This is a genomic window from Halomonas sp. Y3 (genome assembly GCF_024137965.1).
Taxonomy (GTDB): Bacteria; Pseudomonadota; Gammaproteobacteria; order Pseudomonadales; family Halomonadaceae; genus Halomonas; species Halomonas mongoliensis.
This window is the reverse complement of sequence record NZ_CP099975.1, coordinates 638,453-664,869: the sequence shown is the minus strand read 5'-3', so window position 1 is coordinate 664,869 and position 26,417 is coordinate 638,453. Positions and strand designations below refer to the sequence as shown.

Below are 26,417 nucleotides of genomic sequence, written 5' to 3'. Positions count from 1 at the left end.
ATAGGCGCTTGGAGGGATCGCGTAACAAGCAGACCTGAGCCCCTGCCAACCCGGGGCAATGCTTTCACCCTAGGTCACTGGCGTTGGCTTAGCCATTCATAAAGCCCCAGCAACCGCCAGCGCCTGGACTAGTCGGCAGCAGAGGGGTCAGGCGCCGTGGTAGCCATCCTCTTCGGGGTTCTCGTGGGCGCCGGTGGGCAGCTCAGCGGCCCAGGCCATGGCGGCGGCGTGGTCGCGCAGAGGAAAGGTGCGGATCTCCACCGCCTTGAAGAGACGCTCCTCGAGATGGGCAATATGCTCGACCCACGCCTGGTCGGTGACCACGGCAGCGCGGTGGTAGCGCTCGAGGTCGCCTAGCTGGGTCAGGCCGTAGCCGACGTCCTTGAGCAGGGCTGTCAGGGTCAGGAAGCGCAGGTTGTCGATCTCGACCACCAGGCTGATCACCGGATGGTCGCGTTTGGCGACCTCGATGGCATCGATGGCGCGCTGCAGTTCGGGGCCTGTCACCACGCCCCCCACCTTTATCGCCACGACGTGCTCCGCCGAGTGAGGCATCAGATCCAGCATGGGCACTCTCCTTGGGTCCGTGGAGCCACAACGGCTCGTTCGCCTTCAGCATAGCGTGCCTCTCTTCCCGCCGACGCTTGAACCCTCCGACGATTCATTCTGCGAATAGAATCGCGGATTCCGATCACTCTCACGCGCTCTGTTGCCAGAGCGTGGAGAGCGTCACCGGGGTTCTCGGTGTGCCGGTCGACTTCTGCGCACCGGCACGGGGTGCCGCCTTGCGACGGCACCCCTGGTAGTACACATGGCCGCGGGCGGCAATGTTGTAGGCGGCATTGAGATCCGCGTGGTAGCGCTTGCCGCTGGAAAAGGTGCAACGGCTGTAGTGCTTGCTGTCGCGCTTCACCGGCCCCGAACCGTCGAAGGCCTGGCTTGACGTGCCTCGGGCATAGACCGCCACGAAACGCAGGCCAGCTTCGACGGCCTTGCTGTCGAGGCGCGTCACGAGCTGCCGATGAAACCAGCGGTGAAAGCGCGCCTTCATGGGCGTGCGCTTGCGTCCGCCCTTGGGACGCCAGCCCTTCAGGTTCTCGACCACCACGGCCTGGCAGTCGTGTTCCAGCGCCAGATTCACCAAACGCCGACTGATCTGGTGCGCCTCGTTGTCGGCCAGGCGCGTCAGCCGGTCGTGATCCCGACCACAGAAGCCCAGTGGCAGACGGCTGCCGTGGCGGGTCTGGCGGCGCGCCTGGCGGCGGATGCGCTGCATGAGTCGATGTTCCCGGTCTTTATCCGTGCGCGAGAGAAAGCCACGCGCATGGACAGTGCCTTGAGCATCGACAACCGCCCAGGTTGCCGCTGTGTTGATGCCGACATCCACCGCCAGCACCCGATCCGGTGCGCCCTTGGCGGGCTTGGGTGGGTCGAACTGCTCGGGCAGTGACAGCTTCCACTGCCGCCCGTTGAAGGTCAGCAGGGGCGATTTCGCCTGACCCTTGCCGCGGAAGCGGCATTGGCCCTTGAGTCGAAAGCCCATCCAGAGCCAGTCATTGCGCTGCCGCACCTTGATGAAGGCATGGGTGGCATCGGCATTGACCTTGGCACACTGCCCACCATAGAGGCTGGGGAAGGTGCGTGTACTGGCGGTCAGTCGCGGTGGCTTAGCATGCGGGTGTTTCCGCTCGCCACGCCGCCAGGCGTCGAAGCGCGTGACGAAAGAACGCACCTGGCCGACCGCATCCATGATCGCCACCCGGCGCAGGTAGGAGGGGAACTTGTAGTAGCGGCGGGAGAAGTAGGCATACCGCACCGATGGGCGCTTTCGGGTAGGGTGGATCAGGCCTTCCAGCACCTTGACCGCTTCATTGCCATCACAGACACCGACTGCCGGCCAATGGGTATAGGCCACCGTCATCAGATCGCGCACCAGCCGACGATATAGCGCCAGCGTGTCGGCCAGCGCCGCTTGCTGCTCGGCGCTGGCAACCTGGAGAGTGAGCGTATCGGAGCGAATAATGGCCATGAATTAACTATATATTTATCCAGCTAAACCGGCAAGGCTTCCGCCTTGCACCGCCTCGACTGCCGATTCATTCGGAGAATCGAATCGCAGAATGCGGCGGTTTTTTGTTCAACGCGGGGAAGGCATCACGGGATCGTCACAATGGCACGCCAGCATGGGTGAAATGCTCAGGAGAGTCCCACCGCATGCCTCGAAAAGCGCGCAAGCCGCTCAGCGAAGCGGAGATCGATCAGCTGATGTTGCTGGCTCGCGGCAACGCCATGGCCCGTCAGCTCCGTGCCGAGCGTGCCGCGGCGCCCACGTCGCGCCACCTGGCCTGCCACCGAGCGGGCGACGCCACCCTGAAGATACTGATGATATCGGACGTCTACTTCCCTCGGGTCAACGGTGTCTCCACCTCCGTCGCCAGCTTTCGGGATGCCCTGGAGCGCCTGGGCCATGCGGTGGTGGTGCTCTGTCCGGACTATCCGGTCGGCCAGGTGGAGGAGCCGGGCGTGCTGCGGATCGCGTCCCGGGGCGTGCCGGGAGATCCCGAGGATCGCATGATGCGCCTCGGGGAGCTGCTCGCCCTGGGGCCGGAGCTGGAAGAGGCGGGATTCGACCTCATTCACGTGCAAACGCCCTTCGTGGCTCATGTGGCAGGCATTCGGCTGGGGCGGCGCCTGGGCATTCCGGTAGTGGCCAGCTACCACACCCTCTTCGAGGAGTACCTGCACCACTACGTGCGCTGGCTGCCGCGGCGCTGGCTGCGCTTTCTCGCCCGGCGCCTGGCGGTTCACCAGTGCCGCCAGCTCGATGCCCTGGTGACACCGTCCCACGCCATGCGCGAGGCGCTTCTCCGCTACGGCGTCACCGCGCCGATGACGGTCATCCCCACCGGCCTGGCCCTGGAGTCCTTCGCTCAACCGGCGGAGGCATGCGACTTTCGCAGCCGCTACGACCTGCCCGCCAACGCTCGCCTGCTGCTCTACGTGGGCCGTACGGCCTTCGAGAAGAACATCGGCTTTCTGATCGAGATGCTGCCCAAGGTGCTGGAAAAACACCCGGAGGCTCGCCTGGTCATTACCGGCGAAGGCCCGGCACGGGAGGCCCTGGCCCGCCAGGCCCGGGAGGCCGGACTGGCCGATGCCGTGATCTTCCTCGGCTACCTGGGCCGCAACGGCCCCCTCCAGGCGGCTTACCGCGCCGCGGACCTGTTTGTCTTCGCCTCGCGCACCGAGACCCAGGGGCTGGTGCTGCTGGAGGCCATGGCCCTGGGCACGCCGGTGGTCTCGACCGCGGTGATGGGCACCCGGGAGGTGCTCGTCGAGGGCGAAGGCTGCCTGATCGCCGAGGAGAGCCACCCCGACTTCGCCGCCAAGGTGAATCGGGTGCTGGCCGACGACACCCTGCGCCGCCGACTGGCCGAGCGGGGCCGCGTCCATGCGGCGGGCTGGCACGAGGATGCTAAGGCGGCAGAACTCGTCATGCTCTACCGGAGGCAGAGCCTTTCTGTACCGGAATAGCGGGGCAAGGCGGCTCCCTACCAGGCCCCACTGCCCCTGGCCTCAGCGAGCGCGGGCGGCTACCACTTCGATTTCGACCAGCCATTCGGGGTTGGCCAAGTCGGCCACCCCCACCACGGAGCGAGTCGGCAAGTTAGGCTGCTCATCCGTGCCGAAATACTGGGTGTAGCCATCCATGAACCCCGAAAAATCGATGCGGCCCGTCTCCTCGGTCGGCACCAGGAAGACTGTCATCTTGACCACGTCACCGAGGTCAAGTCCCCGGCTCTCCACGGTGGCCTTGATACGCTCCAGCACGGAAACGGTCTGGGCCTCGGTATCGCCGAACTCGCCATCCTCACCGGCCCGCGGCACAGTCCCACTGAAGTAGGTCAACTCGACATTTTCCAGGGTAACCGCCTGCAGGATGGGAAAGTCAGAATCGGGAATTGGGTGACGCTCGATATTGCTGTCGTGAGCCATGCTACTCAGCGCAGTCATCATCAGGGCAGCGCCCGCAAGGTAACGAATTTTCATGTCAGTCCTCTCGTGCCATTCTGGCGGTAGATGCCACCTTGACGGCGGCAATGTCATCGGCCGTCAGCCGGGTGGGTGTCGCGTTGAAGTGCTCGCGTATGTAGGTAACGATGGCAGCCAGGGCATCTGGAGATAGCTCGTCGCCAAAGGCCGGCATGCCGGCCCGACCATAGACCACGATTCGCAGTACCTCAGCGGCATCTCCTGCCACAAGGCCGTTACCAGCCAAGGCGGGAAAAGCACCGGGAATTCCCTGGCCGTTGGCCATGTGGCAAGCCGAACAGTTCTGCTGATAGCCGGCTTCCCCGGAGATATCGGCCAGGGCGGTGGCGGCAGTACCGGCCGCCATGAGTCCGGCGGTGAGCAGCACCGCTCTCAGTGCTGCCCGCGGGCAGATGCCAAGAGATTCACGAATCATGCGGCCTCCATCGCCAACTCGTGGAGCTTCTCGATCTGCAGCCAGGAAGATTCGATGGCGCCCGCCATCCAGCCCGTCATGTAGCTGAGATGCTCGCCGGCCAGCAGCACGCGCCCCTGGGGCTGATTGAGGAGCGGATAGCTTTCCTCCCGCGCCTCGCTGGACCAGCTGGCCCAGCCGCCCAGGTTTTCCGGCACTAGATGCCAGGCCGTGCTGAAGGCGGTCTCGAAGTCCCGGCGATAGCCGGCATGGATCCTCTCACCCACGCTCAGGGCCTTCTCGATACGCTGTGCCTTATCGAGGGCGCTGAACTGGGCGGCATTGGAGCCGAAGTTGTAGACACCCTGAAGTATGCCCTTCTGCCCCTGCCATCCGGTGGAGGGGTAGCTAATGTTGCCGGTCTCGCTGTTATGGGTGAAGGAGTGGCCGCCGAAGACATGGTCCTCGACTTCCCAGAAGCGGCTTCTCATCTGCAGTGCCAACTTGCAGGTCGGTGTGTAGCTGACAGCCTCCATGGCCCCCTTGAACTCGGGCGTAAAGTCATTCTCGATGCCACGCAGCACCGACAGCGGAATAGTACAGAGGCAGTAGTCGGCCTCCACCTGGTGGCTTTCACCGGTCGTCCGGCTGCGGTAGTCGACCAGAACCCGCTCCTCGTTCTGCTGCAGGCGGGTGACCTGGGCCCCATAGGTGATGACCTCCCCCAGCACCTTCTCGAAGGCTTTGGGAATCCTGTCCATCCCTCCAATGGGCTGGAACATGGTCTTCTGCTGGGTGAAGCCACTGACGGAGCTTACGATGCCATGAAGATCGGACTGCAGGAGTGCCGACAGGCCATGAGGGAGGGAGGCCTCACCGGGGTTGAGCCCTGCGCCGGGCTCCCGAAGGTAGCCCCTTCCCCCCGTGCCAAGATAGTCCAGGCTGCTGCGCTCCAACTGCCCCTCCCCCACGAGAAACTCGAGAAACTTCTCGCGTTCCTCCTGGGTCAGGGGCAGTTCCAGGGCATCCTGGTCGACGTGCTTGGCCAGGATTTCCGCCGCATGCCCGCGCATGTCGGCAATGATCTCCTTCTGCCGCACGGCCTTCCCGCTCAGCGGCCCGGCCGCCTCCCGATAGACGAACGCCGCCTCGTTGTGGTTGACGAAGATTTCCAGGGGAATCCCGAACTCTCGGGTGTAGTGCAGGGTGGAGCGATGGTGGTAGGGGATGCGCCAAGGGCCATGGTTGAAATATTCGCCCTCGTCGAAGTCACAGACCTCATCTTCCTGGCCCAGCTGCGGCAACACAAACCCGGAACGCGCAGTCTGCACCCGTCCCCCAGCATGACTTCTCGCCTCGAGAACCTGACACCGATACCCCTTCTTGCCCAGCTCATAGGCCGCGACCAGTCCGGCCAGCCCTGCGCCGAGAATGATCACGCTTTTACCATTGCCCTCTCCTCTCAAGGTGGGCGGCACATCCTGGGCAGAGGCGATACCAATGCCGAATGCCGAAAGACCCGACATCATCATGCCAGCGCCTCCGACTGCACCTAGCGCCTGCAGGAAGTGGCGCCGCGTCAATGGTAGCGAGGAACCCGAATCGTGCACATCCATGAATGTCTCTCCCGTGGTTGACGGGAGAGACACTGCATTCACCATGCCTAATTCAGACTATTCCCAGATAAACCAGAGAGTTGGCCCCACCAGCTACCCATGGCCTCGAGGCCTCAGCGGCAGCCGGCATCGGATCACGCCCGCCTACGGTGCAGCGCAGGCCGACTCATCCCGGCCCAGGCGCCCGGTCGGTGCAACGCTGATCGACTACCAGGGCAGCGGCTCGCCATTGCTGTGCCAGAAGGTGCCGGTGGTCGCGAGGGTCAGCGCCTCGATGCGCTCGGCGATGCCGGCGGCGGCCTCCTCCGGGGAGATCAGCCCACCGAAGTTGACCATGCGGGTCTGCACATAGCCGGGGTGGAGCTGGACCACGGCGATGCCGCGGGGCTTGAGATCCATGGCCAGCGACTTGCCGAAGGCGTTGAGCGCCGCCTTGGAGGCGCGATAGCCATAGCGGCCGCCGGAGTCGTTGTCGGCGATGGAGCCCATGCGGCTGGTGATATTGGCCACCTTGCTGCCCTCGTCGAGGTTGCCGAGCAGCGCCTCGGTGACCCGCAGCGGCGCATAGGCGTTGATCTCCATCTGCTCGCGGATCGAATCGAAGTCGAGCTCGCCCAGGCGCTCGTCCTTGAGCAGCCCCGCATTATTGATCAGCAGCGCGAGGCGCTGCCCTTCCAGCTCCACGGCAAGCCGCGCCACGTCTTCCGGCCGGGTCACGTCGATGCCCTCGATGACCCGCTCGGCCACCTGGTGCAGCTCGGCGGTCTCCTCGCCGCTGCTGCGGCAGACCCCGATGACCCTCCAGCCAGCCTCCCGATAGTGGCGGGCCAAGGCCAGGCCGACGCCGCGGTTGGCGCCGGTGATCAATACGGTGGTAGCCATGACACTCTCTCTCCTTTGCGGTTTACTGATAGAGACACTGTCGCACTCGGCCAGCGGCTGCAAGAGGTCCCATTGCATCAAAGAGGACCTTTTCGGTACTATTTAGGTCGTTTCGCCAGTGCAGCATGTCCCAGCAGGAGCAGTGCACAGGAATCGCCATGCAGACCAATTCAGAGAAGCATCAGGCAACCCGCCGAGTCACCCTTCTGTCCGTCGCGGTGAACTGCATCCTGGGGGTCGCCAAGATCATCGTGGGCTGGCTGGTCGGGTCGGCCGCCCTGGTAGCAGACGGCGTGCACTCCTTCTCCGACCTGGTCACCGACGGCTTCGTGCTGGCGGCATCCCACTATGGCCACCAGGGGCCCGACCACGACCACCACTATGGCCATGGCCGTATCGAGACCCTCGCTACCCTGTTCCTGGGCAGCGTGCTGATCTTCGTGGCCGGCGCCATTGTCTGGTCGAGCACCGAGCGTCTGATCTCTGCCGCCGATATCCCGCCACCGGGCTACTGGGCGATCCTGCTGACCGTCCTGGCGCTGCTGGCCAAGGAGTGGCTGTTCCATCTCACCCGGCGCGTAGCCCAGCGCATCGGCTCCAAGATGCTGGAGGCCAACGCCTGGCACCATCGCAGCGACGTCTTCTCCACCGGCGTGGTGCTGATCGCGCTGCTCGGCAGCCAGTTCGGCGCCACCTGGATCGACACCCTGGCGGCCGTGATCGTCGGCCTGCTGGTGGGCAAGGTGGGCTGGGACCTGCTGTGGGAGTCGGGCCGCGAGCTGGTGGACACCGCTCTGCCGGTGGCCCAGCAGGAGGCGATGCGGGACGTGGCGCTCGGCGTGCCCGGGGTGGAGGGCATCCACGACCTGCGCACCCGCCAGTCTGCCGGGCGCACCATGCTCGACCTCCACGTGGTGGTCTCGCCGCGCATCAGCGTCTCCGAGGGCCACGAGATCGGCAACGAGGTGAGCCGCCGCCTGCGACAATCTTTCCCGGCACTCACCGACCTCACCTTCCACGTCGACCCGGAAGATGATGCCGGCGAAGGCGACCCCAGCCAGCTCCCCGGCCTGCCGCTGCGGCCCGAGGTGGAAGCGGCGCTGGCCGAGCGCTGGGCCGGCCTGCCTGAGTGGCACTGGCTCCTCGACCTGGAGCTCCACTACCTGGAGGGAGCCGTGACCGTGGTGGCCTGCATCGACGAGGACTCGCCCCTGGAGAGCCAGAGCACCGCGCGACGCCTGGCAGAGGCCGCCGCCGACCTCGACTGGTTCTCCCACGTGGAGATCCGTCGCCTGGCCCCTATTCCTCAGTGAGCGCTCGAGGGTGACATCCTCGCCCCCGGCGGCGACAATGGCCGCCCCTTCGGCGACCCCTCCGGCGACTCCATCGGCATGAGTGATCCCCTGCGCATCCTGCACCAAGACGAGCACCTGGTGGCCGTGCACAAGCCGGCCGGCCTGCTGGTCCATCGCACCGCCCTGGCCCGTGGCGAGCGAGAGTTCCTGATGCAGCGGCTGCGCGACCAGCTTGGCCAGCGGGTCTACCCGGTACACCGCCTCGACCGCCCCACCTCCGGCGTGATGGTGCTGGCCCTCTCCCCAGGCGTCGCCACCCGGCTCACCGAGGCCTTCGCCGAGCGCCGGGTGGCCAAGCGCTACCTGGCCGTGGTGCGCGGCATCGGCCCCGAGGCCGAGCGGCTGGAGTATCCGCTGCGCGAGGAGGATGGCAGCCGCCCCAAGGCCGAGATGCCCGCCATGGAGGCGATCACGGACATCCGCCGCCTGGACAGCGTGGAGCTGCCGGTGCAGGTGGACCGCTACCCGAGCAGCCGCTACTCGCTGATGGAGGCGCGGCCCTTGACCGGACGCCGCCACCAGATCCGCCGCCACCTGTCGCAGCGGGGCTATCCGATCATCGGCGACGCCAAGCACGGCAAGGGCAACCACAACCGCTTCTTCGCCGAGCACCTCGACGCCCCGCGCCTGCTGCTGGCCGCCACCGAGCTCGCCCTCGTACACCCGGCGACCGGGCAGCCGCTCAGGCTGAGCGGCGCCCTGGATGCCACCATGAGCGCGCTGTTCCGACGCTTCGGCTGGGCCGGCCACCTGCCGGTGGACGCCGTGGACCAGAGCCAGCCGCATCCCCACCCCGCTGCCATCGACTGACCGACACCCGCCATGACCGACCTGCCCATCGCTTTCCAGACCGACGACCACGACCTGCGCTTCGGCGGCATCCGTCGCCTCTACGGCAGCCGCGCCGTCGAGCGCTTCCGCAGCGCCCACGTGGTGGTGGTGGGCGTCGGCGGCGTGGGCAGCTGGACGGTGGAAGCGCTGGCGCGCTCTGGCATCGGCAAGCTGACCCTGATCGACCTGGACGACGTCTGCGTCTCCAACGTCAACCGCCAGCTCCACGCCCTGGACGGCACCGTGGGCCGCCCCAAGGTGGAGGTGCTGGCCGAGCGCTGCCGCGCCATCCAGCCCGGCATCGAGGTGGTGGAGGAGGTCGCCTTCGTCACCCCCACCAACCTGGCCGAGCGGATTCCCGAGGATGCCGACCACCTGGTGGACGCCATCGACAGCGTGGTGGCCAAGGCGGCGCTGATCAGCTGGTGCAAGCGGCGCAAGCTGCCGATCACCGTGACCGGCGCCGCCGGGGGCCAGACCGACCCCACCCGCATCCGGGTGGCGGATCTGGCCCGTACCGAGCACGACCCCCTGCTGGCCAAGGTGCGCGCGCGCCTGCGCCGCGACTTCGGCTTCTCGCGCAACCCCAAGCGGCGCTTCTCGGTGGAGTGCGTCTACTCCGACGAGCAGCTGGTCTACCCGAGCGCCGACGGCGAGGTGTGCCTGCAGAAGCCGGGCAGCGGTGAGTCCACCCGGCTCGACTGCGCCTCGGGCTTCGGCGCCGCCACCTTCGTCACCGGCAGCTTCGGCTTCGTGGCCGCCTCCCGAGTGCTCGCCCGCCTGGCCCGCAGCGCCCAGGCCTCTCCCTGACCCACCCCCTCCAGGAGTCTTCGCCATGTCACGCCCGCTTCCCGTCCCCGGCATCTATGCCCACTACAAGGGCAACCGCTACGAGGTTCTGGGCCTTGCCCATCACAGCGAGACAGAGGAGCCCCTGGTGGTCTATCGCGCCCTCTATGGCGACTACGGCCTCTGGGTGAGGCCCCTGGCGATGTTCACCGAAACGGTGGAGGTCCAGGGCGAACCGGTGCCACGCTTCGAGCTCGAAAAGGCGTTCCAGTAGCCGCCGTCCCCGAAACGCAGACCGGCGCCACTGGGGCGCCGGTCTGGATGCGAAGCAAGGGGGCAGAAGGGAAAGCTTACTCCTCGCCGGCCACCTGCATCTGCTTGAGCATGTAGTTCTCGATGCCGACCTTGTCGATCAGGCCGAGCTCGGTCTCGATATGATCGATATGGCTCTCCTCGTCGGCCAGCAGCTCACGCAGCAGGTCCCGGGTCACGTAGTCCTTGACCTGCTCGCAGTAGTCGATGGCCTCGATGTAGTCGCGGCGGCCGTCGTGCTCGATCTTGAGGTCGCACTCCAACATCTCGCGAACGTTTTCGCCGATGTGCAGCTTGCCCAGGTCCTGCAGGTTGGGCATGCCCTCGAGGAAGAGGATGCGATCGATGATCTTATCGGCGTGCTGCATCTCCTCGATGGACTCATCGTACTCCCACTTGGCCAGCTTCTGCAGGCCCCAATCCTTGTACATCTTGGCGTGCAGGAAGTACTGGTTGATCGCCACCAGCTCGTTGCCCAGGGCCTTGTTGAGATACTCGATGACCTTGCTGTCGCCTTTCATGGACTCACCTCTGGATGTCGTCAGGTAGGGATGCAGCTTGGCATGCAGGCATGGGCACTGCCAAGCGCTGACGACCAGTCTAGCGACAAATCAGAAAATATCCAACAAAATCAATTACATGATAAAGGCATCGAGAACAATCCCGATTCGCCTATACGGCGTAGGCCAGATCCTCGGCGCCCACCATCAGCTCGGCCTTCACCGCCTCCCGGGTGATGCCCTTGCCCTGGACGGCGCACTTGCCGCACTGGGTGCCACAGCCGGTCTCGCGCTGGACGTCGCGCCAGCTGCGCGCCCCGTCCTCGACGGTCTGACGAATCCGGTGGTCGGAGACCCCCTTGCAGAGACATACGTACATTGGCATCACCTCGCTGACGACTGCGATAGTAAATGTAAATGATTCGCATAGACTCTTGCAAGCAGAAAGCGACCAAGGTCTGATCCCGGTCACTTTTGCCCCCTCGCCTGCTTTGCTCCCTGCCTGTCGCTCTATTTCATTTCGCCTGCTTGGGCAGCACCACCACCCGGGTGCCGGAGGCGATATCCGGCCAGCTGCGCCGCTCGCGGTCGAAGAGGATCCAGAGGTAGCCGAGGCCGAAGGCGGCAAAGGAGAGGCAGGCCACTGCGAAGCGCAGCATCGCCTGAGGCAGGGTGATGGAGCAGCCATCCAGGGTCTGCACCCGCAGCCGCCAGGCCTGCATGCCCAGGGTCATGCCGCCGCGCACCCAGAAGAAGGCAAAGAAGAGAAAGGCCCCCAGCAGCAGCGCAAACCGCAGCGAAAGCACCTGCACCAGCCCGGTGCCGACCTCCTCCACCGGAATCCCCACCACATGGCGCATCAGCGTCACGTGCAGGCCGGTGATGAGTATCCAGATGGCCGCCACCAGGAAGCCGTCATAGATCATGGCACCCAGCCGGCGGGCAAGGCCGGCCGGCCAGACGTCGTCGAGGTTGCTGAAGCGTCGCTGCATGGGGGCTCCTTGGCTCAGGCGGTTCGCCGCAGCAGGTAGAGCCCCACGGCGGCACAGATCAGGGTGGGCGCCAGCACCGCCCAGGCGGGCGAGAAGCCGAACACCGTCGAGGCCGGCGCCAGCAGGTCCTGCAGGTACTTGAAGACCAGACCGGTCACCACGCCATAGAAGACTCGGGTCCCGGCGGCCACGGTGCGCAGCGGGCCGAAGACGAAGGAGGCGGCCACCAGCACCAGGGACCCCATGGTCAGGGGCATCAGCATCTTCTGCCAGAAGTGCAGCAGCGGCTGGGTGGCCGACTGCCCCTGCTCCTGCAGGTAGCGGGCATAGGCCCAGAGCTCGCTGGGGGCCTGGCTGTTGATGGGGCGCAGCAGGCGATTGAGCTGCTCCGGCGTCAGGCTGGTCTCCCAGGGCTGGGTCTCGTGCCGCTCGGCTTCGGTGTGCTCGTCATGGAAGCGGGTGATCTCGACGCCCTCCAGGCGCCAGCTGCCGTCGCGCCAGGCGGCGCGCTCGGCGCTGGCGGCCTCCACCAGGCGCTGCCCCTCGAAGCGGTAGCGGGTCAGGTCGAGCACGGTGTCATCGGCGCGGATGGCACCGAAGCGGTAGAAGCTATCCCCCTCGCGCTGCCAGCCGCCACGCTCGGTGACCACGGCCCCCGCGCCCTGGATGCGCTCCAGGCGCCAGGCATTGGCGAACTGCTCGGTGCGCGGCGCCACGTACTCGGCCACCAGCAGCACCACCACGATGACAAGGATGATCGGTTTCATCGCCCCCCAGAGAATCCGCGTCAGCGAGCGCCCGGCGGCACGCATCACGGTGAGCTCATTGCTCGACGCCATGCTGCCGAGGCCAATCAGCGCGCCGATCAGCACCCCCACCGGGGCATACTGGTAGAAGCGCCAGGGCAGGCGCATTCCCAGGTAGAGCAGCACCTGAAAGGCGCCGTAGCCGCCCTCCACGTCGTCCAGGTCGTTGATGTAGGAGATCACCAGGTCAAGGCCCAGCAGCACCACCTGCACCACGATGATGGTCCCCAGCACGTTGCGCGCCAGGTAGCGGTCGAAGCGATCGGCGATCATCCGCTCATCCCCTTGCGCTGGGCCCGCGCCATCATCACGAGGCCGAGGGCCAGGAAGGCCCCGTGGATCGGCCACATGCCGATCACCGCCGGCAGGCTTCCCCGCCCGATGGCGTCCAGGGCGGCCAGCAGCAGGCTGAGGTAGGAGACATGCAGGAAGATCGCCGGCAAGAGCTTGGCGAAGCGCCCCTGCCGGGGGTTGACCCGGGAGAGCGGCATCGCCAGCAGGGTCAGGATGAAGACCATCAGCGGCAGGCCAAGCCGCCACTGCAGCTGGGCCTGGGCGCGGGGCGAGCCGTCGCCGAACAGCGCCGCCGTGGTGGCATACTCCGGCGAGTCGAGCTCGCGGCGCTCCTCGGCCTGGGAGAGGCGCACCGCATAGGTATCGAACTCCAGCCGTTCGGCCTCGTGACGGCCCGGGTCGACGCTATAGCGCTCGCCGTCGGCCAGCACCAGGAAGCGGCTGCCGGTGTCGGGGTCGAGGGTCTGGTAGCCCCCCTCGGCGCGGGTTACCGCGGTCTCCGGGGTGCCATCGCTGCGTCGCTGGCGCTCGCTGATGAAGACGCCGCGCATCTCGCTGCCGTCGTCGCTGAGACCCTCCATATAGGCGGTGCGGCCGCTGCCGAACTCCTGGAAGCGCCCCGGCGCCAGGGCCGAGAAGTCGATGCGGCTGCGCTGATCCTCGAGCATCACGGCATTGTGCAGGGCCCCGGCCGGGGTCAGCCAGAGGCTGCACAGCGCCACCAGGAGGGCCACCAGGGTGGCCGGCACCAGGCTCACCTGGAGCAGCCGGTTGGGACTGGTGCCGCAGGCGACCAGGACGGTGATCTCGCTGTTGAGGTAGAGCTGGCCATAGGCGAGCAGGATGCCGAGGAAGAAGGCCAGCGGCAGGATCAGCTCGAGGAACCCCGGCAGATGAAAGAGCATCAGGGTGCCGAGGATACTGGCCGGGATGTCGCCTTCGGCGGCGTCGGCGAAGTAGCGTATGAAGCGACTGCCCATGATCACCAGCAGCAGCACGCCGGCAACGGCGGCCATGGTCAGCAGGATTTCACGGGTCAGGTAGCGAAAGATGATCATGCGGCGTCTGCCATGCAATGGGGCCATGCCTTGGGTACACTGATGCGACACGGCGACGTGCCGGCATTATCCAGAATCCCCCTGCTCTTGTAACCCTGGCGCTGATAAAACCAGCGACAGTCACCCATTTCGCTTGTCTGTGGAGACGCCATGGAATTCCCAGTAAAGACGGGTAACCCCGCCAAGGTCGAGACCGCCTGCCTCGTCATCCCGGTGTACCAGGAGGGCGAGCTGCTGCCCGCCGCCGCGCGCCTCGACGACGCCAGCGAGAGGCTGATCGGCCAGCTCCTCGAACGCGGCGACTTCGACGCCAGGCTGGGCAAGGTGCAGATGGTGCCCTTCGCCCCGGGCCTCGGCGCCGAGCGGCTGCTGCTGGTGGGCCTGGGCAAGCGCGACAAGTGCCAGGAAGCCGCCTTCCGCAAGGCCCTGGACGCCGCCTTCACGGCCCTGGCCGACCTGCCGCTGGACGACTGCGCCGTGGCCTTCACCGATGTGCCGCTGGACGAGCGCGACGCCGCCTGGAAGGCGCGCATGGTCGCCGAGGCCACCCACCGCGCCCTCTACCGCTTCAATGACTTCAAGTCCGAAAAGGCCCCCGCCCCGCGCCTCGCCCAGGTGACCCTGCTGGTCAGCGACGATGGCGACGCCGCCGACGCCCGGGAGGGTGCGCGCATCGGTGACGCCGTGGGCCAGGGCATCAACGCCGCCCGCACCCTGGGCAACCTGCCGGGCAACGTCTGCACACCGAGCTACCTGGCCGAGCGGGCCGAGGCCCTGGGCAAGGCCTCCGGCGGAGCACTCCAAGTGGAGATCCTCGACGAGGAGGCCCTGGAGGCGCTGGGCGCCCACAGCCTGCTCTCGGTGGGCCGCGGCAGCGAGCAGCCCTCGCGGCTGATCGTCATGCAATACCAGGGCGCCGAGAATCCCGAGGAGGCGCCCCACGTGCTGGTGGGCAAGGGCATCACCTTCGATACCGGCGGCATCTCGCTCAAGCCCGGCGAGGCCATGGACGAGATGAAGTTCGACATGTGCGGCGCGGCCAGCGTCTTCGGCACCGTCGAGGCGATCCTCGCCATTCGCCCGAAGGTCAACCTGGTAGCCATCGTCGCCGCCGCCGAGAACATGCCCGACGGCCGCGCCACCAAGCCCGGCGACATCATCAGGACCCTGAAGGGCCTCTCCGTGGAGGTGCTCAACACCGACGCCGAGGGCCGCCTGGTGCTGTGCGACGCCCTCACCTACGCCGAGCGCTTCGAGCCGGCCAGCGTCGTCGACATCGCCACCCTCACCGGGGCCTGCATCATCGCTCTCGGCCACCACGCCACCGGCCTGCTCGCCAACGACGACGACCTGGCCCTCGACCTGCTCGACGCCGGCGAGGCGGCCTGGGACCGCGCCTGGCACCTGCCGCTGTGGGACGAGTACCAGGAGCAGCTCGACTCCAACTTCGCCGACCTGGCCAATATCGGCGGCCGCCCGGCGGGCACCATCACCGCCGCCTGCTTCCTCTCGCGCTTCGCCGACACCTTCCCCTGGGCGCACCTGGACATCGCCGGCACCGCCTGGACCTCCGGCAAGCAGAAGGGCGCCAGCGGCCGGCCCGTCGGCCTGCTGACCCAGTACCTGCTGGATCGCGAGGCCGATGCCGTAGTGGAAACCGGCGCGGAAACCGAGGCGGAATAACGCCTCGCCCTTGCGTTTTTCCCGCGTCGCCTTTCTCATGTGAGACTGACGATGAATCCACGACCCGGGCAGGCTCTCGCCTGCCCGAGCTTCCTGTATCACCCCGGGGCCGGCACGCCCCGGGCGTAGCGGAGACCCCTTGCCGTGTCGAATGCCAGCTTCGAACTCCTGCCCAACTCCACCCCCACGGCCGACTCGATCCGTGAGGACATCCTCGCCAGCCCCGGCTTCGGCCAGCACTTCACCGACCATATGGCCCACGTACGCTGGACCCTGGACGCCGGCTGGCACGGCCACGAGGTACGCCCCTACGGGCCCCTGACCCTGGATCCCGCCGCCGCCGTGCTGCACTACGCCCAGGAGATCTTCGAGGGCATCAAGGCCTATCGCCACGCCGACGGCTCGGTGTGGACCTTCCGCCCCGAGAAGAACGCCGAGCGCTTCCGCCGCAGCGCCCGCCGTCTGGCCCTGCCGGAGCTCTCCGACGAGGACTTCATCGGCTCCCTCAAGGCGCTGCTGGCCCAGGACCACGCCTGGGTGCCGACGCCGAAGAGCGAGGCCGACGAGTGCAGCCTCTACCTGCGCCCCTTCATGATCGCCAGCGAGAAGTTCCTCGGCGTGCGCCCGGCCCGGGAGGTGGACTACTACGTGATCGCCTCCCCGGCGGCGGCCTACTTCAAGGGCGGCATCGAGCCGGTCTCCATCTGGCTCTCCAGCCACTACAAGCGCGCCGCACCTGGCGGCACCGGCTTCGCCAAGTGCGGCGGCAACTATGCCGCCTCCCTGGCCGCCCAGAAGGAGGCCAGCGACCACGGCTGCGGCCAGGTGGCCTTCCTGGACGCCGCCGAGAACAAGTGGATCGAGGAGCTGGGCGGCATGAACCTCTTCTTCGTGTTCAAGGATGGCCGCATCGCCACCCCGCGCCTGACCGACACCATCCTCGAGGGGGTGACCCGGGACTCGGTGCTGGCCCTGGCCAAGGACGAGGGCTTCACCCCCGAGGAGCGCCCGATCAGTATCGACGAGTGGCGCGAGGCGGCCGCCTCCGGGGAGCTGACCGAGGTGTTCGCCTGTGGCACCGCCGCGGTGATCACCCCGGTAGGCGAGCTGGTCACCGAGGAGGGGGCCATTCGCCTGAAGGAGGACAACGGCAACCCCGTGGCCAAGCGCCTGCGCACCAAGCTGCTCGACCTGCAGTATGGCCGCGCGGAAGACACTCACGGCTGGCTTACCCGCCTGGTGTAAAGAGTGACCCAGGTCGATTTCTACGTCCTCCCCGATACCACCCTGGAGGCGCGTCTCGACTTCGCCTGCCGGCTGGCCGAGACCATCCAGCGCAAGGGCTATCGGCTGCACCTGCACGCCGAGGACGAGGCCATGGCCCGGGCGCTCGACGAGCGGCTCTGGACCTTCCGTGCCGACGCCTATGTGCCCCACGCCCTGCTGGGCGAGGGGGAAGGAGAGGCCGGGGCCGCCCCCGATCCGCGCATCCCGGTCACCATCGGCTGGGGTGCGCCCCCCTCCCCCGACCAGGCCGTGCAGGCGCTGCTCAACCTGGCACCGGACATCCCGGAGTGGTTCTCGCGCTTCGAACGGGTCGCCGAGATCATTAACCAGCACCAGGAGGTGCTGGTGGCCAAGCGCGCCTGCTGGCAGACCTATAAAAGGCGCGGCTATCCGGTCAAGGCCCACCAGCTGCGCGGCCAGTCCGGCTGACGCCGGGCACCTCGCCGGGCTATAATCGGCCCCATTTTCATCGCCCTCTCCTGCCGTCCGACCCCCGGGTCGGCGGTACCCATTTCTGGACCCGGAACGCCCATGGACAAGACCTACCAACCCGAGCAGATCGAATCCCGCTGGTACGAGCGCTGGGAGGCCGATGGCCGCTTCGCCCCCTCCGGTGAGGGCGAGCCCTACTCCATCATGATCCCGCCGCCCAACGTCACCGGCAGCCTGCACATGGGCCACGCCTTCCAGGACACCATCATGGACACCCTGATCCGCTGGCGGCGGATGCAGGGGCGCAACACCCTGTGGCAGGTGGGCACCGACCACGCCGGCATCGCAACGCAGATGCTGGTGGAGCGCAAGGTCGCCGCCGAGGAGGGCAAGAGCCGCCACGACCTCGGCCGCGACGCCTTCATCGACAAGGTGTGGGAGTGGAAGCAGGAGTCCGGCGGCCATATCACCCGCCAGCTGCGTCGCATGGGGGCCAGCGTCGACTGGTCCCGCGAGCGCTTCACCATGGACGACGGCTTCTACAAGGCGGTCCAGGAGGTCTTCGTGCGCCTCCATAAGGAGGGGCTGATCTACCGCGGCAAGCGTCTGGTCAACTGGGACCCCACCCTGCACACCGCCATCTCGGATCTCGAGGTGGAGAACCGCGACCAGCAGGGCCAGTTCTGGCACTTCCGCTATCCGCTCGCCGACGGCGTTACCACCGACGCGGGCCTCGACCACCTGGTGGTCGCCACCACCCGTCCGGAGACCCTGCTGGGCGATACCGGCGTGGCGGTGAACCCCGAGGATCCTCGCTACGCCTCCCTGGTGGGCAAGTTCGTTACGCTTCCGCTGGTCGGCCGTCGCATCCCCATCGTTGCCGACGAGCACGCCGACATGGAGAAGGGCTCCGGCTGCGTGAAGATCACCCCGGCCCACGACTTCAACGACTACGAGGTGGGCAAGCGCCAGGGGCTGCCGCTGATCAATGTCTTTACCCAGGACGCCGCCATCCTGTCCGAGGCCGAGGCCTTCGATATCCAGGGCCGGCCGCTGCCCGATATCGACCCGAGCCTGCCCGAGGCCTACGCCGGCCTGGACCGCTTCGAGGCGCGCAAGCGGATCGTCGCCGACATGGAGGCCGCGGGGCTCCTCGAGCAGATCGAGACCGTCAGCAACACCCTCCCCTACGGCGACCGCTCCGGTGACGTCATCGAGCCGCTGCTCACGGACCAGTGGTTCGTCGCCGTGGAGAGCCTCGCCAAGCCCGCCATCGAGGCCGTCGAGAAGGGCGATATCCAGTTCGTGCCGAAGAACTACGAGAACATGTACTTCGCCTGGATGCGCGACCTGCAGGACTGGTGCATCTCCCGCCAGCTGTGGTGGGGCCACCGCATTCCTGCCTGGTACGACGCGGACGGCAACGTCTTCGTGGCCCGCAACGAGGTGGAGGCGACCCGCGACTACTTGGTCGAGCTGGCCGGCTTCATCGAACATGAGCAGGGCGACTTCGACACCGCTATGCGCCTGCGCGGCTTCAACCAGCTGCTGGGTGGCACCACCGAACTGACCCCCGACGCCCTCAAGACCATGGAGAAGCTGGGCGTGCCGCGCCTGACCCAGGACGAGGACGTGCTCGACACCTGGTTCAGCTCGGGCCTCTGGACCTTCGGCACCCTGGGCTGGCCGGAGCGCACAGCGGAGCTGCGCACCTTCCACCCCTCCAGCGTCCTGGTCACCGGCTTCGACATCATCTTCTTCTGGGTCGCCCGGATGATCATGCTGACCCTGAAGTTCACCGGCGAGGTGCCCTTCAAGCAGGTCTACGTGCACGGCCTGGTGCGCGACGGCCAGGGCCAGAAGATGTCCAAGTCGAAGGGCAATGTCCTCGACCCCATCGACCTGATCGACGGGATCGAACTGGATACGCTGGTCGAGAAGCGCACCGGCAACATGATGCAGCCCCAGAAGGCCAGGGCGATCGAGAAGGCCACCCGCGGCGAGTTCCCGGAGGGCATCGAGCCCCACGGCACCGATGCCCTGCGTTTCACCTTCCTCTCCCAGGCCACCACCGGGCGCGATATCAAGTTCGACATGGGCCGCCTGGACGGCTACCGCAACTTCTGCAACAAGCTGTGGAACGCCTCGCGCTACGTGCTGATGAACGCTGAAGGCGAGGACTGCGGCGTCTCTCTTGAAGGTCAGGGCGGCGACGTCGAGCTCTCCCTGGCCGACCGCTGGATCCTCTCGCGGCTGCAGCAGACCGCGGCCCAGGTGACGAAGGCGATGGAGGAGTTCCGCTTCGACCACGCCTCCCAGGCGCTCTACGAGTTCGTCTGGAACGAGTACTGCGACTGGTACCTGGAGCTCTCCAAGCCGGTGCTGTGGGACGAGGACGCCAGCCCTGCGGCCAAGCGCGGCACCCGTCGCACCCTGTTGCGGGTGCTGGAGTCGATCCTGCGCCTGGCCCATCCGATGATGCCCTACATCTCCGAGGAGATCTGGCAGCGCGTGGCGCCGCTCGCCGGCACCCGCCAGGGCGAGGACGACTCCATCATGGCCCAGCCCTGGCCCGCCGCCGACGAGGCGCTGCTCGATGACCAGGCGACCCGCGACATCGAGTGGCTCAAGGGGGTAATCGTGGCGGTGCGCAATATCCGCGCCGAGATGAATATCGCCCCGGGCAAGCCACTGGAGGTGCTGCTCACCAAGGGCAGCGACGCCGACCGCGAGCGCCTGGAGGCCAACCGTCGCTTCCTGGCCAAGCTGGCCAAGCTGGAGAGCATCGCCTGGCTCGACGACCCGAGCGCGGCACCGCTCTCGGCCACCCAGCTGGTTGGTGAGATGGAGGTGCTGGTGCCCATGGCCGACCTGATCGACAAGGACGCGGAGCTCGCGCGCCTCGCCAAGGAGATCGAGAAGCAGGAGAAGCTGATCGGCGGCATCGAGAAGAAACTCTCCAACGAGAGCTTCGTGGCCAAGGCCCCGGAAGCGGTGGTGGAGAAGGAGCGCGCCAAGCTAGCCGAGTTCCAGTCCGCTCACCGCCTGCTGGTGGAGCAGCGCGACAAGATCGCCGCGCTCTGAATCGGCTGCGTCACCTCACGCAAGCGGCCCGCCATCGGCGGGCCGCTTGCGTAGGGTCAGCGGCAGCACCTAGGGGCACCCCTGCCCTATCGGTGTGACGCCCCTGTTAAGGAACACTGTTCTACCAAAACCTCATCGCCTAGAATGGGCCGGGACACTTACCGACTCGCGACGCTGCCATGCCTCAGACCCACCCCTCCCTCGCCATCGGGCGCCTGCTGCTGTTCAACCTGCTGGGTGCGCTGCTGATCTTCTCCTGGCTCTCGCCGGACCTGCTGTTCTGGACGGAGATCGACGACGCCGTCTTCTTTACCACCAACGGCTGGCTTACCGAGGAGAACGACGCCTGGGTGTGGCTGGTAGCGGCCACCAACGCGCGCCTCTTCGACGTGGTAAGCCTGCTGATCCTGCTGGTGATCTACCTGTGGGCCATCTCCCGAGACCCGCTGCGCGAGCAGCGCATGCTGCGCTGGGGCGGTATCGGCGTCACCATGCTGCTGGTGGCGGTGTTCATGGCCCAGGGCGTGCGCATGGTGATCGACTACTCTCACCCCAGCCCCACCCTGGTCTACCAGGAGGTCAACCTGATCACCGAGATGGTCGACTTCTCCACCAAGGACAGCTCGGGCTCGAGCTTTCCCGGCGACCACGGGGTCAACCTCTTCCTCTTCGCCGCCTTCATGTGGCGCTTCGCCGGGCTGAAGGTGATGCTGGTGAGCCTGGTGGCCGCGGTGATTCTCAGCGCACCCCGCATCCTGAGCGGGGCCCACTGGTTCAGCGACGTCTACTTTGGCGCCATCGCCATCAACCTGATCATTGCCCCCTGGTTCCTGCTCACCCCGGTGGGGCCGGCCATGGCCCGCGGCATCACCGCGGGCATGGCCAGGATTCAGGCGCTGCTGCCGGTGAGATAACAGCCTTCCGCGAAGAAAGCGCGTAGTCGCGTCACGAGCGAAGATAGGCTGGCCGCCGCCGGAACGGAGCAACCGGAGTTGACTAGCTGCTCAATGAGGATTGTGAGTACCGCCGGCGGCCAGGATATCGAGCGCAGTAGCGAATCCGCGCTTTCATCAGTTGGCCTTGCGCCAGCCGCCCAACACTCGCTGATCTGGGCCGAAGAAGACCAGCCGGTCGTGGTCGATCAGGTAGCGGTAGGCGGTCTCCAGCATCCCCTTCACCCGCGCCGCGTCCTCGCCCTGAGGGCAGGCGCGCCGGGTGGTGGCCAGCTGCGAGAACTCGATGCGCTGGTTCTCGCCGAGATTGGCGCGCCCCATCAGCTGGTTGCAGCCGTCGCTGCCGGTCACACTCCCGTCCGCCGCGATGCGAAACCAGGCGGGCTCGGGCAGCGAGAGCCGCTCGTCGGTGCCGACCAGCAGCAGGTTCCAGCGCTGTTCCACCACCGGCCCCGAGAGGCCCACCTCGCGCTCCGGCGGCGCCTCGGGGCGGCTGCCACAGGCCGCCAGCAGGACAGCGGCCGCCATCACCAGGCCCAGGCGGGCCACAGATCTCGTTTTCATGGGTCGTCTTTCTTCCTTGTCGCGTGGCCGGCAGCCTACCAGCTGCCGGTGTTTTCCATGGAGGCCCAGGGCTCCTGCGGGGGCAGGGCGTCACCCTTCTGCAGCAGCTCCACCGAGATGCCGTCGGGGCTTCTGACGAAGGCCATATGGCCGTCCCGGGGCGGGCGGTTGATGGTCACGCCGTTGGCCTGGAGCTTCTCGCAGAGGGCGTAGATATCGTCGACTCGATAGGCCAGGTGGCCGAAGTTGCGCCCGCCGCTGTACTCCTCCGGGTCCCAGTTGTAGGTGAGCTCCAGCTCCGGCGCCTTGAGCTCGGCGGAGCGCGCCTCGTCCTCGGGGGCGGCCAGGAAGACCAGGGTGAAGCGACCCTTGTCGTTCTCCTTGCGGCGCACCTCCTTGAGGCCCAGCAGGTCGCAGTAGAAGTGCAGCGAAGCATCGAGGTCGCTGACGCGCACCATGGTGTGCAGGTACTGCATAGCCAACTCCTTGTCATTGATAACGAAACCACCCAGCAGCACGGGGCTTTACTGGCGACAAGCCTTTCCGGAGGCGCTGTGAATACGTCCCTGTACGCTACCGACGCCATCCATGGCGTAGGACCTCCTCCAAGGCTTGCCCCCAGCGCCCCTGATTGGTGTCGCTGACGGTGTTCTGGCTCAGTGAGTGTACTCGCTGAAGATCTCCGGCGTGCGATCATCGCGGTGCCAGCCCAGCACCTGGTAGTCGTCGTAGCGGCCGGTCTCCATACCCGGCGAGCCGTGGGGCATGCCCGGCACGGAGAGCCCCGCCACGTCGGGGCGCTCCTCCAGCAGGCGACGGATGTCCGCCGCCGGCACGTGGCCCTCGATCACGTAGCCGTCCACCATGGCGGTGTGGCAGGAGGCGAGCTCAGGCGTGAGGCCCTGCTCGATCTTGATGTCACGCATCTCGCGGGTCTTGTGGCGCTCCACCGTGAAGCCCTCGGCCTCCAGGTGGTCGGCCCAGGCGCCGCAGCAGCCGCAGTTGGGGTCCTGGTACATCTCGACCACGGGCTGCTCGGCCCAGGCGGGCGCGGCCAGCAGCGCCAGCAGGGCGCCGGCAACCAGGGGGCGTACGGTCTTCTTCATCGCAGGATCTCCGCGGTGTAGGGTGATGGGACGATTGTCGGCATCGGCGGGGCCCTTGCCAAGGGCCTGGATCAAGTCTGCTCGCCACGGGAAACTTCAGCATGAGCCACTACTGTGACCTGGCCCCGGGCCATCCGTTTCACGGCCCCTACCACGACCGCGAGTACGGTTTCCCGGTGGCCGACGACGAGGCCCTCTTCGAGCGCCTGGCCCTGGAGATCAACCAGGCGGGGCTCTCCTGGCTCACCGTGCTGAAGAAGCGCGCCGCCTTCCGGGCGGCCTTCGAGGGCTTCGCCATCGACCGGGTGGCCGCCTACGGCGAGGCCGAGCGGGCCCGGCTGCTGGCGAACGCCGGCATCATCCGCAACCGCCTCAAGGTCGAGGCGGTGATCCATAATGCCGGCGTGCTCCAGGCCCTGCGCGATGAGCACGGCAGCTTCGCCGCCTGGCTCGACCACCACCACCCGCTCTCCCATGCGGAGTGGGTCCGGCTCTTCAAGGGCACCTTCCGCTTCACCGGGCCGGAGATCACCGGGGAGTTCCTGATGAGCACCGGCTACCTGCCCGGCGCCCACCACGACGACTGCCCGGTGCAGGCGCGCATCCTCGCCGCCGGGCCACGCTGGGTAGATACCTAAGGGAACCCGGCCCCCGCCCGTGGCATCATAGCCGGGCACTCTCTGCGAGGAACGCCTCCCGATGGATTCGATTACCCAGGCCGCCCTGGGCGCCGCCGTGGGCGGTGCCGTGCTCGGCCGACGGCTGGGCCGCAAGGCGGTGCTGATCGGCGCCGTGCTCGGCACCCTCCCCGACCTCGATGTGGTCATCGACTACGGCGACGCCGTGGCCAACGTCACCGAGCACCGCGGCTTCTCCCACTCGCTCTTCGTGCTCACCGGGATCGGCACCCTGCTGGCCCTGCTCACCTCGCGCCTGACATCCGCCAGGGAGATTCCCCTCGGGCACTGGTGGCTCTTCTACGTGCTCTGCCTGACCACTCATCCCCTGCTCGACGCCCTGACCACCTACGGCACCCAGCTCTGGTGGCCCATGGACGTGCGACCCGCGGCCTACCCCATCGTCTTCATCATCGACCCGCTCTATACCCTGCCGCTGCTGGTGGGCATCGGCGTGGCCCTGGCCACCGGCAACGGCCGGCGCGGGCCGGCCTGGGGGCTCGCCCTCTCCAGCGCCTATCTGGTGTTTGCCTTCGGCGCCAAGCAGCTGGTGGAGCATCGCCTGGAGCCGGTGCTGGCCGAACGGGGCCTCACAGACGCACCGCGGCTGGTCCAGCCTACCCCCTTCAACACCCTGCTGTGGCGGGTCACGGTGGTGGACGGCGACGACCATCACGAGCTGCTCCTGGGCGTGCTGGACGGGGATACCCCGCCCCTGGTGGAGACCTACCGGCGCGGCGCCGAGCTGGAGGCCGCGGCCCTGGCGAGCGAGCGCGGCGCACGGCTCGACTGGTTCGCCGGCCCCTTCCTGCGCTACGAGACCCGGGAGCTCGACGGCCAAGAGACCCTGGTGGCCACCGACCTGCGTCTGGGTTTCCCCGGCTTTCACCCCTTCGCCTTCACCCTGGCCACCCGCGAGGGGGGCGACTGGCAGCCGGTGGCGGTCTCGGAGCAGCTCGAGCCGACCTCCCGGGGGAATCGCGAGGCGCTCTCCCGGCTGGCGGGACGCGCCCTCTCCCCGCGGTCCGCGCTCTGCACCAGCGAGTTCGTCGCCGCCGGCTGGGTCCGCGAGGGATCCGAGCGCTGCTGACCCTCGACACCCTCGAACGCAGCGGGGCGACCAACTGGCCGCCCCGCTGCGTTTCGGTGCTTGCGCTCTCAGGCGCCGAGCCCGGAGGGTGCCGCCTTACAGCCGCTCCACCAGGCTATCGATACCCTGACGCGCCTCCTTGAGGGCGACGTTGCGCGTGTCATCGCCCATGGCGAGGCCCTCGGCGAAGACGGTGTCCACCTCGGTGATGCCCATCATGCCCAGCATCAGCTTGAGGTGCGGGGTCTGGGTATCCATCTCAGTGCCGGCATACTGGCCACCGCGGGCCGCCAGGATGATGGCACGCTTGCCCTCCACCAGGCCCTGGGGGCCGTTCTCGGTGTAGCGGAAGGTCACCCCGGCACGCATCACGCGGTCGAACCAGGCCTTGAGCTGGCTCGGGATGCCGAAGTTGTACATCGGCACCGCCAGCACCACCACGTCATGGTCATGCAGCTCCTTGATGAGAGCGTCGGAGCGGGCAGCCAGCTCGCGCTGCTCAGGCGTGCGCTCCTCCTCACTCACCTGCCAGCTGCCGAGCTCGGCCAGTCCGAGGTGGGGCAGTTCACTGGCCACCAGGTCGCGGTGGGTCACCTCGACGCCGTCGCGGCTCTCGGCCTGGGCGATGAAGCGCTCGGCCAGGGCCTTGGACTGGCCGTTCTCGCCGAGGATGGAAGCGGTAATCACAAGGGTACGAGTGGTCATGGTGACCTCCAGAAGTCAGGCATCAGGATGATGGTCACCATGATAGATGCATTTTTTGCCATAAAAAGCGCAAAAATCCGCACCCCACGTTCGATAAAATCGATGAAACCAAGATCGAATCGCCGGGGCTTGGCGAAAAGGCGTCGAGCGCAGACAGTTTTCGCCAGCCCCGGTCAGGGGGCGATGCCCTGGCCGCAGCCCCGATACTGCTCCCCGTCCACGGTCAGGGTGACCCGCGCCGGGAAGGGCTCACCGCTCATGTCGTCCAGGCAGGCGCCGGCCTCGATGCGCAGCTCGAAGGGCGTATCCCCCCGGCCGCTCTGCAGGATCACCCGCCCCGCCGCGTTGTCCATGGTGGTCACCCGGTAGGGCAGGGTCTGCTCCCGGGTGCCGTAGTCCAGGCTAAGGGTCGCTTCGGGACGGTCGTGAGCCAGGTGCACCATCCAGCCCGGCTCATTACCGCGCCCCTGGAACATCACGCCGGGATTCTGCTGCCGGGTCAGGGCCTGGCGCCGCACATAGGCCTGACACTCCAGCCGGCCCCGCGGCGTCTCCACCATGGCCTCGGAGCCCTTGTTCCAGAAGCTGACCTCACCCTGCTCATAGCGGGCGCCACTGGCCACCACGGCGGGCGCAAGCCGCCAGGCGCCGTGGGACGACCAGAGCCGGAGCTCACCGTCCGGCCCCTGGGGGTCGGCCGTGACCAGCGCCTGATCCGGGGTGCAGCGCCAGGCGGTAAAGCTCTCGGCACCGCCGGGGAAGAGCACCGAGGGAAGCAGCGGCGCATGGTCGCCCGAGGTGATCGGCACGGGAGAAGTGGCTGTGGCGCAGCCACCCAGCAGCAGGGCCGCCCCGAGGATGGCGGGAGCGATAAGGCGGGACATGGCATCTCCTTGCGAGGGTCGCGATTCCTTGACCCGCCGAGTATAGCAGCCGCCGCTATCGGCGGCGGCT

At 67.2% G+C, this 26,417-nt stretch carries 28 protein-coding genes; 12 read left to right on the top strand and 16 right to left on the bottom strand.

Annotated elements, in window-relative coordinates; translation table 11 throughout:
* Positions 1-147 precede the first annotated feature (147 nt).
* The gene (locus NHL60_RS03135) at positions 148-567 is read right to left on the bottom strand and encodes an STAS/SEC14 domain-containing protein (RefSeq protein WP_253448908.1); all 420 of its coding nucleotides are present in this window, start codon (positions 565-567) and stop codon (positions 148-150) included.
* 130 nt (positions 568-697) lie between these two features.
* Positions 698-2,029: an RNA-guided endonuclease TnpB family protein gene (locus NHL60_RS03130; protein WP_253448905.1), complete on the bottom strand. Its 1,332-nt coding sequence runs from the start codon at positions 2,027-2,029 to the stop codon at positions 698-700.
* A 185-nt stretch (positions 2,030-2,214) separates the two neighbouring features.
* Between NHL60_RS03130 and NHL60_RS03125 the strand changes: the two genes are divergently transcribed.
* On the top strand, positions 2,215-3,534 hold the full coding sequence (locus NHL60_RS03125) for a glycosyltransferase (protein ID WP_253448902.1): 1,320 nt from the start codon (positions 2,215-2,217) through the stop codon (positions 3,532-3,534).
* A 42-nt stretch (positions 3,535-3,576) separates the two neighbouring features.
* Here the strand turns inward: NHL60_RS03125 and NHL60_RS03120 are convergent, their stop codons facing one another.
* The 4 genes from NHL60_RS03120 to NHL60_RS03105 form a co-directional block, all read right to left on the bottom strand.
* Entirely contained in the window at positions 3,577-4,050 is a 474-nt protein-coding gene (locus NHL60_RS03120) for a Rid family hydrolase (RefSeq protein ID WP_110070177.1), read from the bottom strand.
* Position 4,051: 1 nt separating this feature from the next.
* A complete protein-coding gene (locus NHL60_RS03115; protein ID WP_110070178.1) occupies positions 4,052-4,468 on the bottom strand; it encodes a cytochrome c in 417 nt (138 codons plus the stop codon).
* Positions 4,465-6,063 carry a flavin monoamine oxidase family protein gene (locus NHL60_RS03110; RefSeq protein ID WP_110070179.1) on the bottom strand — a complete coding sequence of 533 codons (1,599 nt, stop codon included), beginning with the start codon at positions 6,061-6,063 and terminating at the stop codon, positions 4,465-4,467. Before NHL60_RS03110 ends, NHL60_RS03115 begins: the two co-directional genes overlap by 4 nt.
* Before the next feature lie 207 nt (positions 6,064-6,270).
* Positions 6,271-6,945, bottom strand: coding sequence for an SDR family oxidoreductase (locus NHL60_RS03105; protein ID WP_253448899.1), 675 nt, complete (start codon positions 6,943-6,945; stop codon positions 6,271-6,273).
* A gap of 158 nt (positions 6,946-7,103) precedes the next feature.
* Between NHL60_RS03105 and NHL60_RS03100 the strand changes: the two genes are divergently transcribed.
* From NHL60_RS03100 to NHL60_RS03085, 4 genes are all read left to right on the top strand, one after another.
* The gene (locus NHL60_RS03100) at positions 7,104-8,258 is read left to right on the top strand and encodes a cation diffusion facilitator family transporter (RefSeq protein ID WP_253448896.1); all 1,155 of its coding nucleotides are present in this window, start codon (positions 7,104-7,106) and stop codon (positions 8,256-8,258) included.
* 78 nt (positions 8,259-8,336) lie between these two features.
* Entirely contained in the window at positions 8,337-9,110 is a 774-nt protein-coding gene (locus tag NHL60_RS03095; protein ID WP_253448893.1) for a pseudouridine synthase, read from the top strand.
* A gap of 12 nt (positions 9,111-9,122) precedes the next feature.
* Positions 9,123-9,941: a tRNA cyclic N6-threonylcarbamoyladenosine(37) synthase TcdA gene (gene tcdA, locus NHL60_RS03090; protein ID WP_253448890.1), complete on the top strand. Its 819-nt coding sequence runs from the start codon at positions 9,123-9,125 to the stop codon at positions 9,939-9,941.
* A gap of 25 nt (positions 9,942-9,966) precedes the next feature.
* On the top strand, positions 9,967-10,194 hold the full coding sequence (locus tag NHL60_RS03085) for a DUF1653 domain-containing protein (RefSeq protein ID WP_253448887.1): 228 nt from the start codon (positions 9,967-9,969) through the stop codon (positions 10,192-10,194).
* A gap of 76 nt (positions 10,195-10,270) precedes the next feature.
* On the opposite strand, the gene bfr is transcribed toward NHL60_RS03085, so the two are convergent.
* The 5 genes from bfr to lptF form a co-directional block, all read right to left on the bottom strand.
* A complete protein-coding gene (bfr, locus tag NHL60_RS03080; protein ID WP_253448884.1) occupies positions 10,271-10,753 on the bottom strand; it encodes a bacterioferritin in 483 nt (160 codons plus the stop codon).
* A 151-nt stretch (positions 10,754-10,904) separates the two neighbouring features.
* Positions 10,905-11,111: a (2Fe-2S)-binding protein gene (locus NHL60_RS03075; protein ID WP_253448881.1), complete on the bottom strand. Its 207-nt coding sequence runs from the start codon at positions 11,109-11,111 to the stop codon at positions 10,905-10,907.
* A gap of 136 nt (positions 11,112-11,247) precedes the next feature.
* Positions 11,248-11,724: an RDD family protein gene (locus tag NHL60_RS03070; protein WP_253448878.1), complete on the bottom strand. Its 477-nt coding sequence runs from the start codon at positions 11,722-11,724 to the stop codon at positions 11,248-11,250.
* Positions 11,725-11,738: 14 nt separating this feature from the next.
* A complete protein-coding gene (gene lptG / locus NHL60_RS03065) occupies positions 11,739-12,803 on the bottom strand; it encodes an LPS export ABC transporter permease LptG (RefSeq protein ID WP_253448875.1) in 1,065 nt (354 codons plus the stop codon).
* Positions 12,800-13,882, bottom strand: a complete 1,083-nt coding sequence (gene lptF, locus NHL60_RS03060) for an LPS export ABC transporter permease LptF (protein ID WP_253448872.1) — start codon at positions 13,880-13,882, stop codon at positions 12,800-12,802. The genes lptG and lptF overlap by 4 nt, the downstream gene beginning before the upstream one ends.
* Before the next feature lie 150 nt (positions 13,883-14,032).
* Between lptF and NHL60_RS03055 the strand changes: the two genes are divergently transcribed.
* The 5 genes from NHL60_RS03055 (at position 14,033) to NHL60_RS03035 (ending at position 21,282) form a co-directional block, all read left to right on the top strand.
* Entirely contained in the window at positions 14,033-15,565 is a 1,533-nt protein-coding gene (locus NHL60_RS03055; protein ID WP_253448868.1) for a leucyl aminopeptidase, read from the top strand.
* Positions 15,566-15,709: 144 nt separating this feature from the next.
* Positions 15,710-16,810 (top strand): branched-chain amino acid aminotransferase, encoded by a 1,101-nt coding sequence (locus NHL60_RS03050; RefSeq protein WP_253448865.1) that lies wholly within the window; start codon positions 15,710-15,712, stop codon positions 16,808-16,810.
* Between the two features lie 3 nt (positions 16,811-16,813).
* Entirely contained in the window at positions 16,814-17,281 is a 468-nt protein-coding gene (locus NHL60_RS03045) for a DNA polymerase III subunit chi (protein ID WP_253448862.1), read from the top strand.
* A gap of 102 nt (positions 17,282-17,383) precedes the next feature.
* Positions 17,384-20,368 (top strand): valine--tRNA ligase, encoded by a 2,985-nt coding sequence (locus tag NHL60_RS03040; protein ID WP_253448859.1) that lies wholly within the window; start codon positions 17,384-17,386, stop codon positions 20,366-20,368.
* A 179-nt stretch (positions 20,369-20,547) separates the two neighbouring features.
* Complete coding sequence (locus NHL60_RS03035) at positions 20,548-21,282, top strand: phosphatase PAP2 family protein (protein ID WP_110070196.1); 735 nt, start codon at positions 20,548-20,550, stop codon at positions 21,280-21,282.
* Between the two features lie 156 nt (positions 21,283-21,438).
* On the opposite strand, the gene NHL60_RS03030 is transcribed toward NHL60_RS03035, so the two are convergent.
* The 3 genes from NHL60_RS03030 to NHL60_RS03020 all read right to left on the bottom strand — a co-directional run bounded on the left by NHL60_RS03030 (position 21,439) and on the right by NHL60_RS03020 (position 22,991).
* The gene (locus NHL60_RS03030) at positions 21,439-21,885 is read right to left on the bottom strand and encodes an META domain-containing protein (RefSeq protein ID WP_253448856.1); all 447 of its coding nucleotides are present in this window, start codon (positions 21,883-21,885) and stop codon (positions 21,439-21,441) included.
* Positions 21,886-21,920: 35 nt separating this feature from the next.
* Positions 21,921-22,361 carry a lactoylglutathione lyase gene (gloA, locus tag NHL60_RS03025; protein ID WP_253448853.1) on the bottom strand — a complete coding sequence of 147 codons (441 nt, stop codon included), beginning with the start codon at positions 22,359-22,361 and terminating at the stop codon, positions 21,921-21,923.
* Between the two features lie 180 nt (positions 22,362-22,541).
* Complete coding sequence (locus tag NHL60_RS03020) at positions 22,542-22,991, bottom strand: DUF411 domain-containing protein (RefSeq protein ID WP_253448851.1); 450 nt, start codon at positions 22,989-22,991, stop codon at positions 22,542-22,544.
* Between the two features lie 101 nt (positions 22,992-23,092).
* Here NHL60_RS03020 and NHL60_RS03015 point away from each other — a divergent pair, with 101 nt between their 5' ends.
* Positions 23,093-23,629, top strand: a complete 537-nt coding sequence (locus tag NHL60_RS03015; RefSeq protein WP_253448849.1) for a DNA-3-methyladenine glycosylase I — start codon at positions 23,093-23,095, stop codon at positions 23,627-23,629.
* Positions 23,630-23,690: 61 nt separating this feature from the next.
* A complete protein-coding gene (locus tag NHL60_RS03010; protein WP_253448847.1) occupies positions 23,691-24,758 on the top strand; it encodes a metal-dependent hydrolase in 1,068 nt (355 codons plus the stop codon).
* 96 nt (positions 24,759-24,854) lie between these two features.
* Here NHL60_RS03010 and NHL60_RS03005 read toward each other — a convergent pair whose 3' ends face one another.
* Positions 24,855-25,463 (bottom strand): FMN-dependent NADH-azoreductase, encoded by a 609-nt coding sequence (locus tag NHL60_RS03005; protein ID WP_253448845.1) that lies wholly within the window; start codon positions 25,461-25,463, stop codon positions 24,855-24,857.
* Positions 25,464-25,636: 173 nt separating this feature from the next.
* Entirely contained in the window at positions 25,637-26,347 is a 711-nt protein-coding gene (locus tag NHL60_RS03000; protein ID WP_253448843.1) for a COG3650 family protein, read from the bottom strand.
* Between the last annotated feature and the right edge of the window lie 70 nt (positions 26,348-26,417).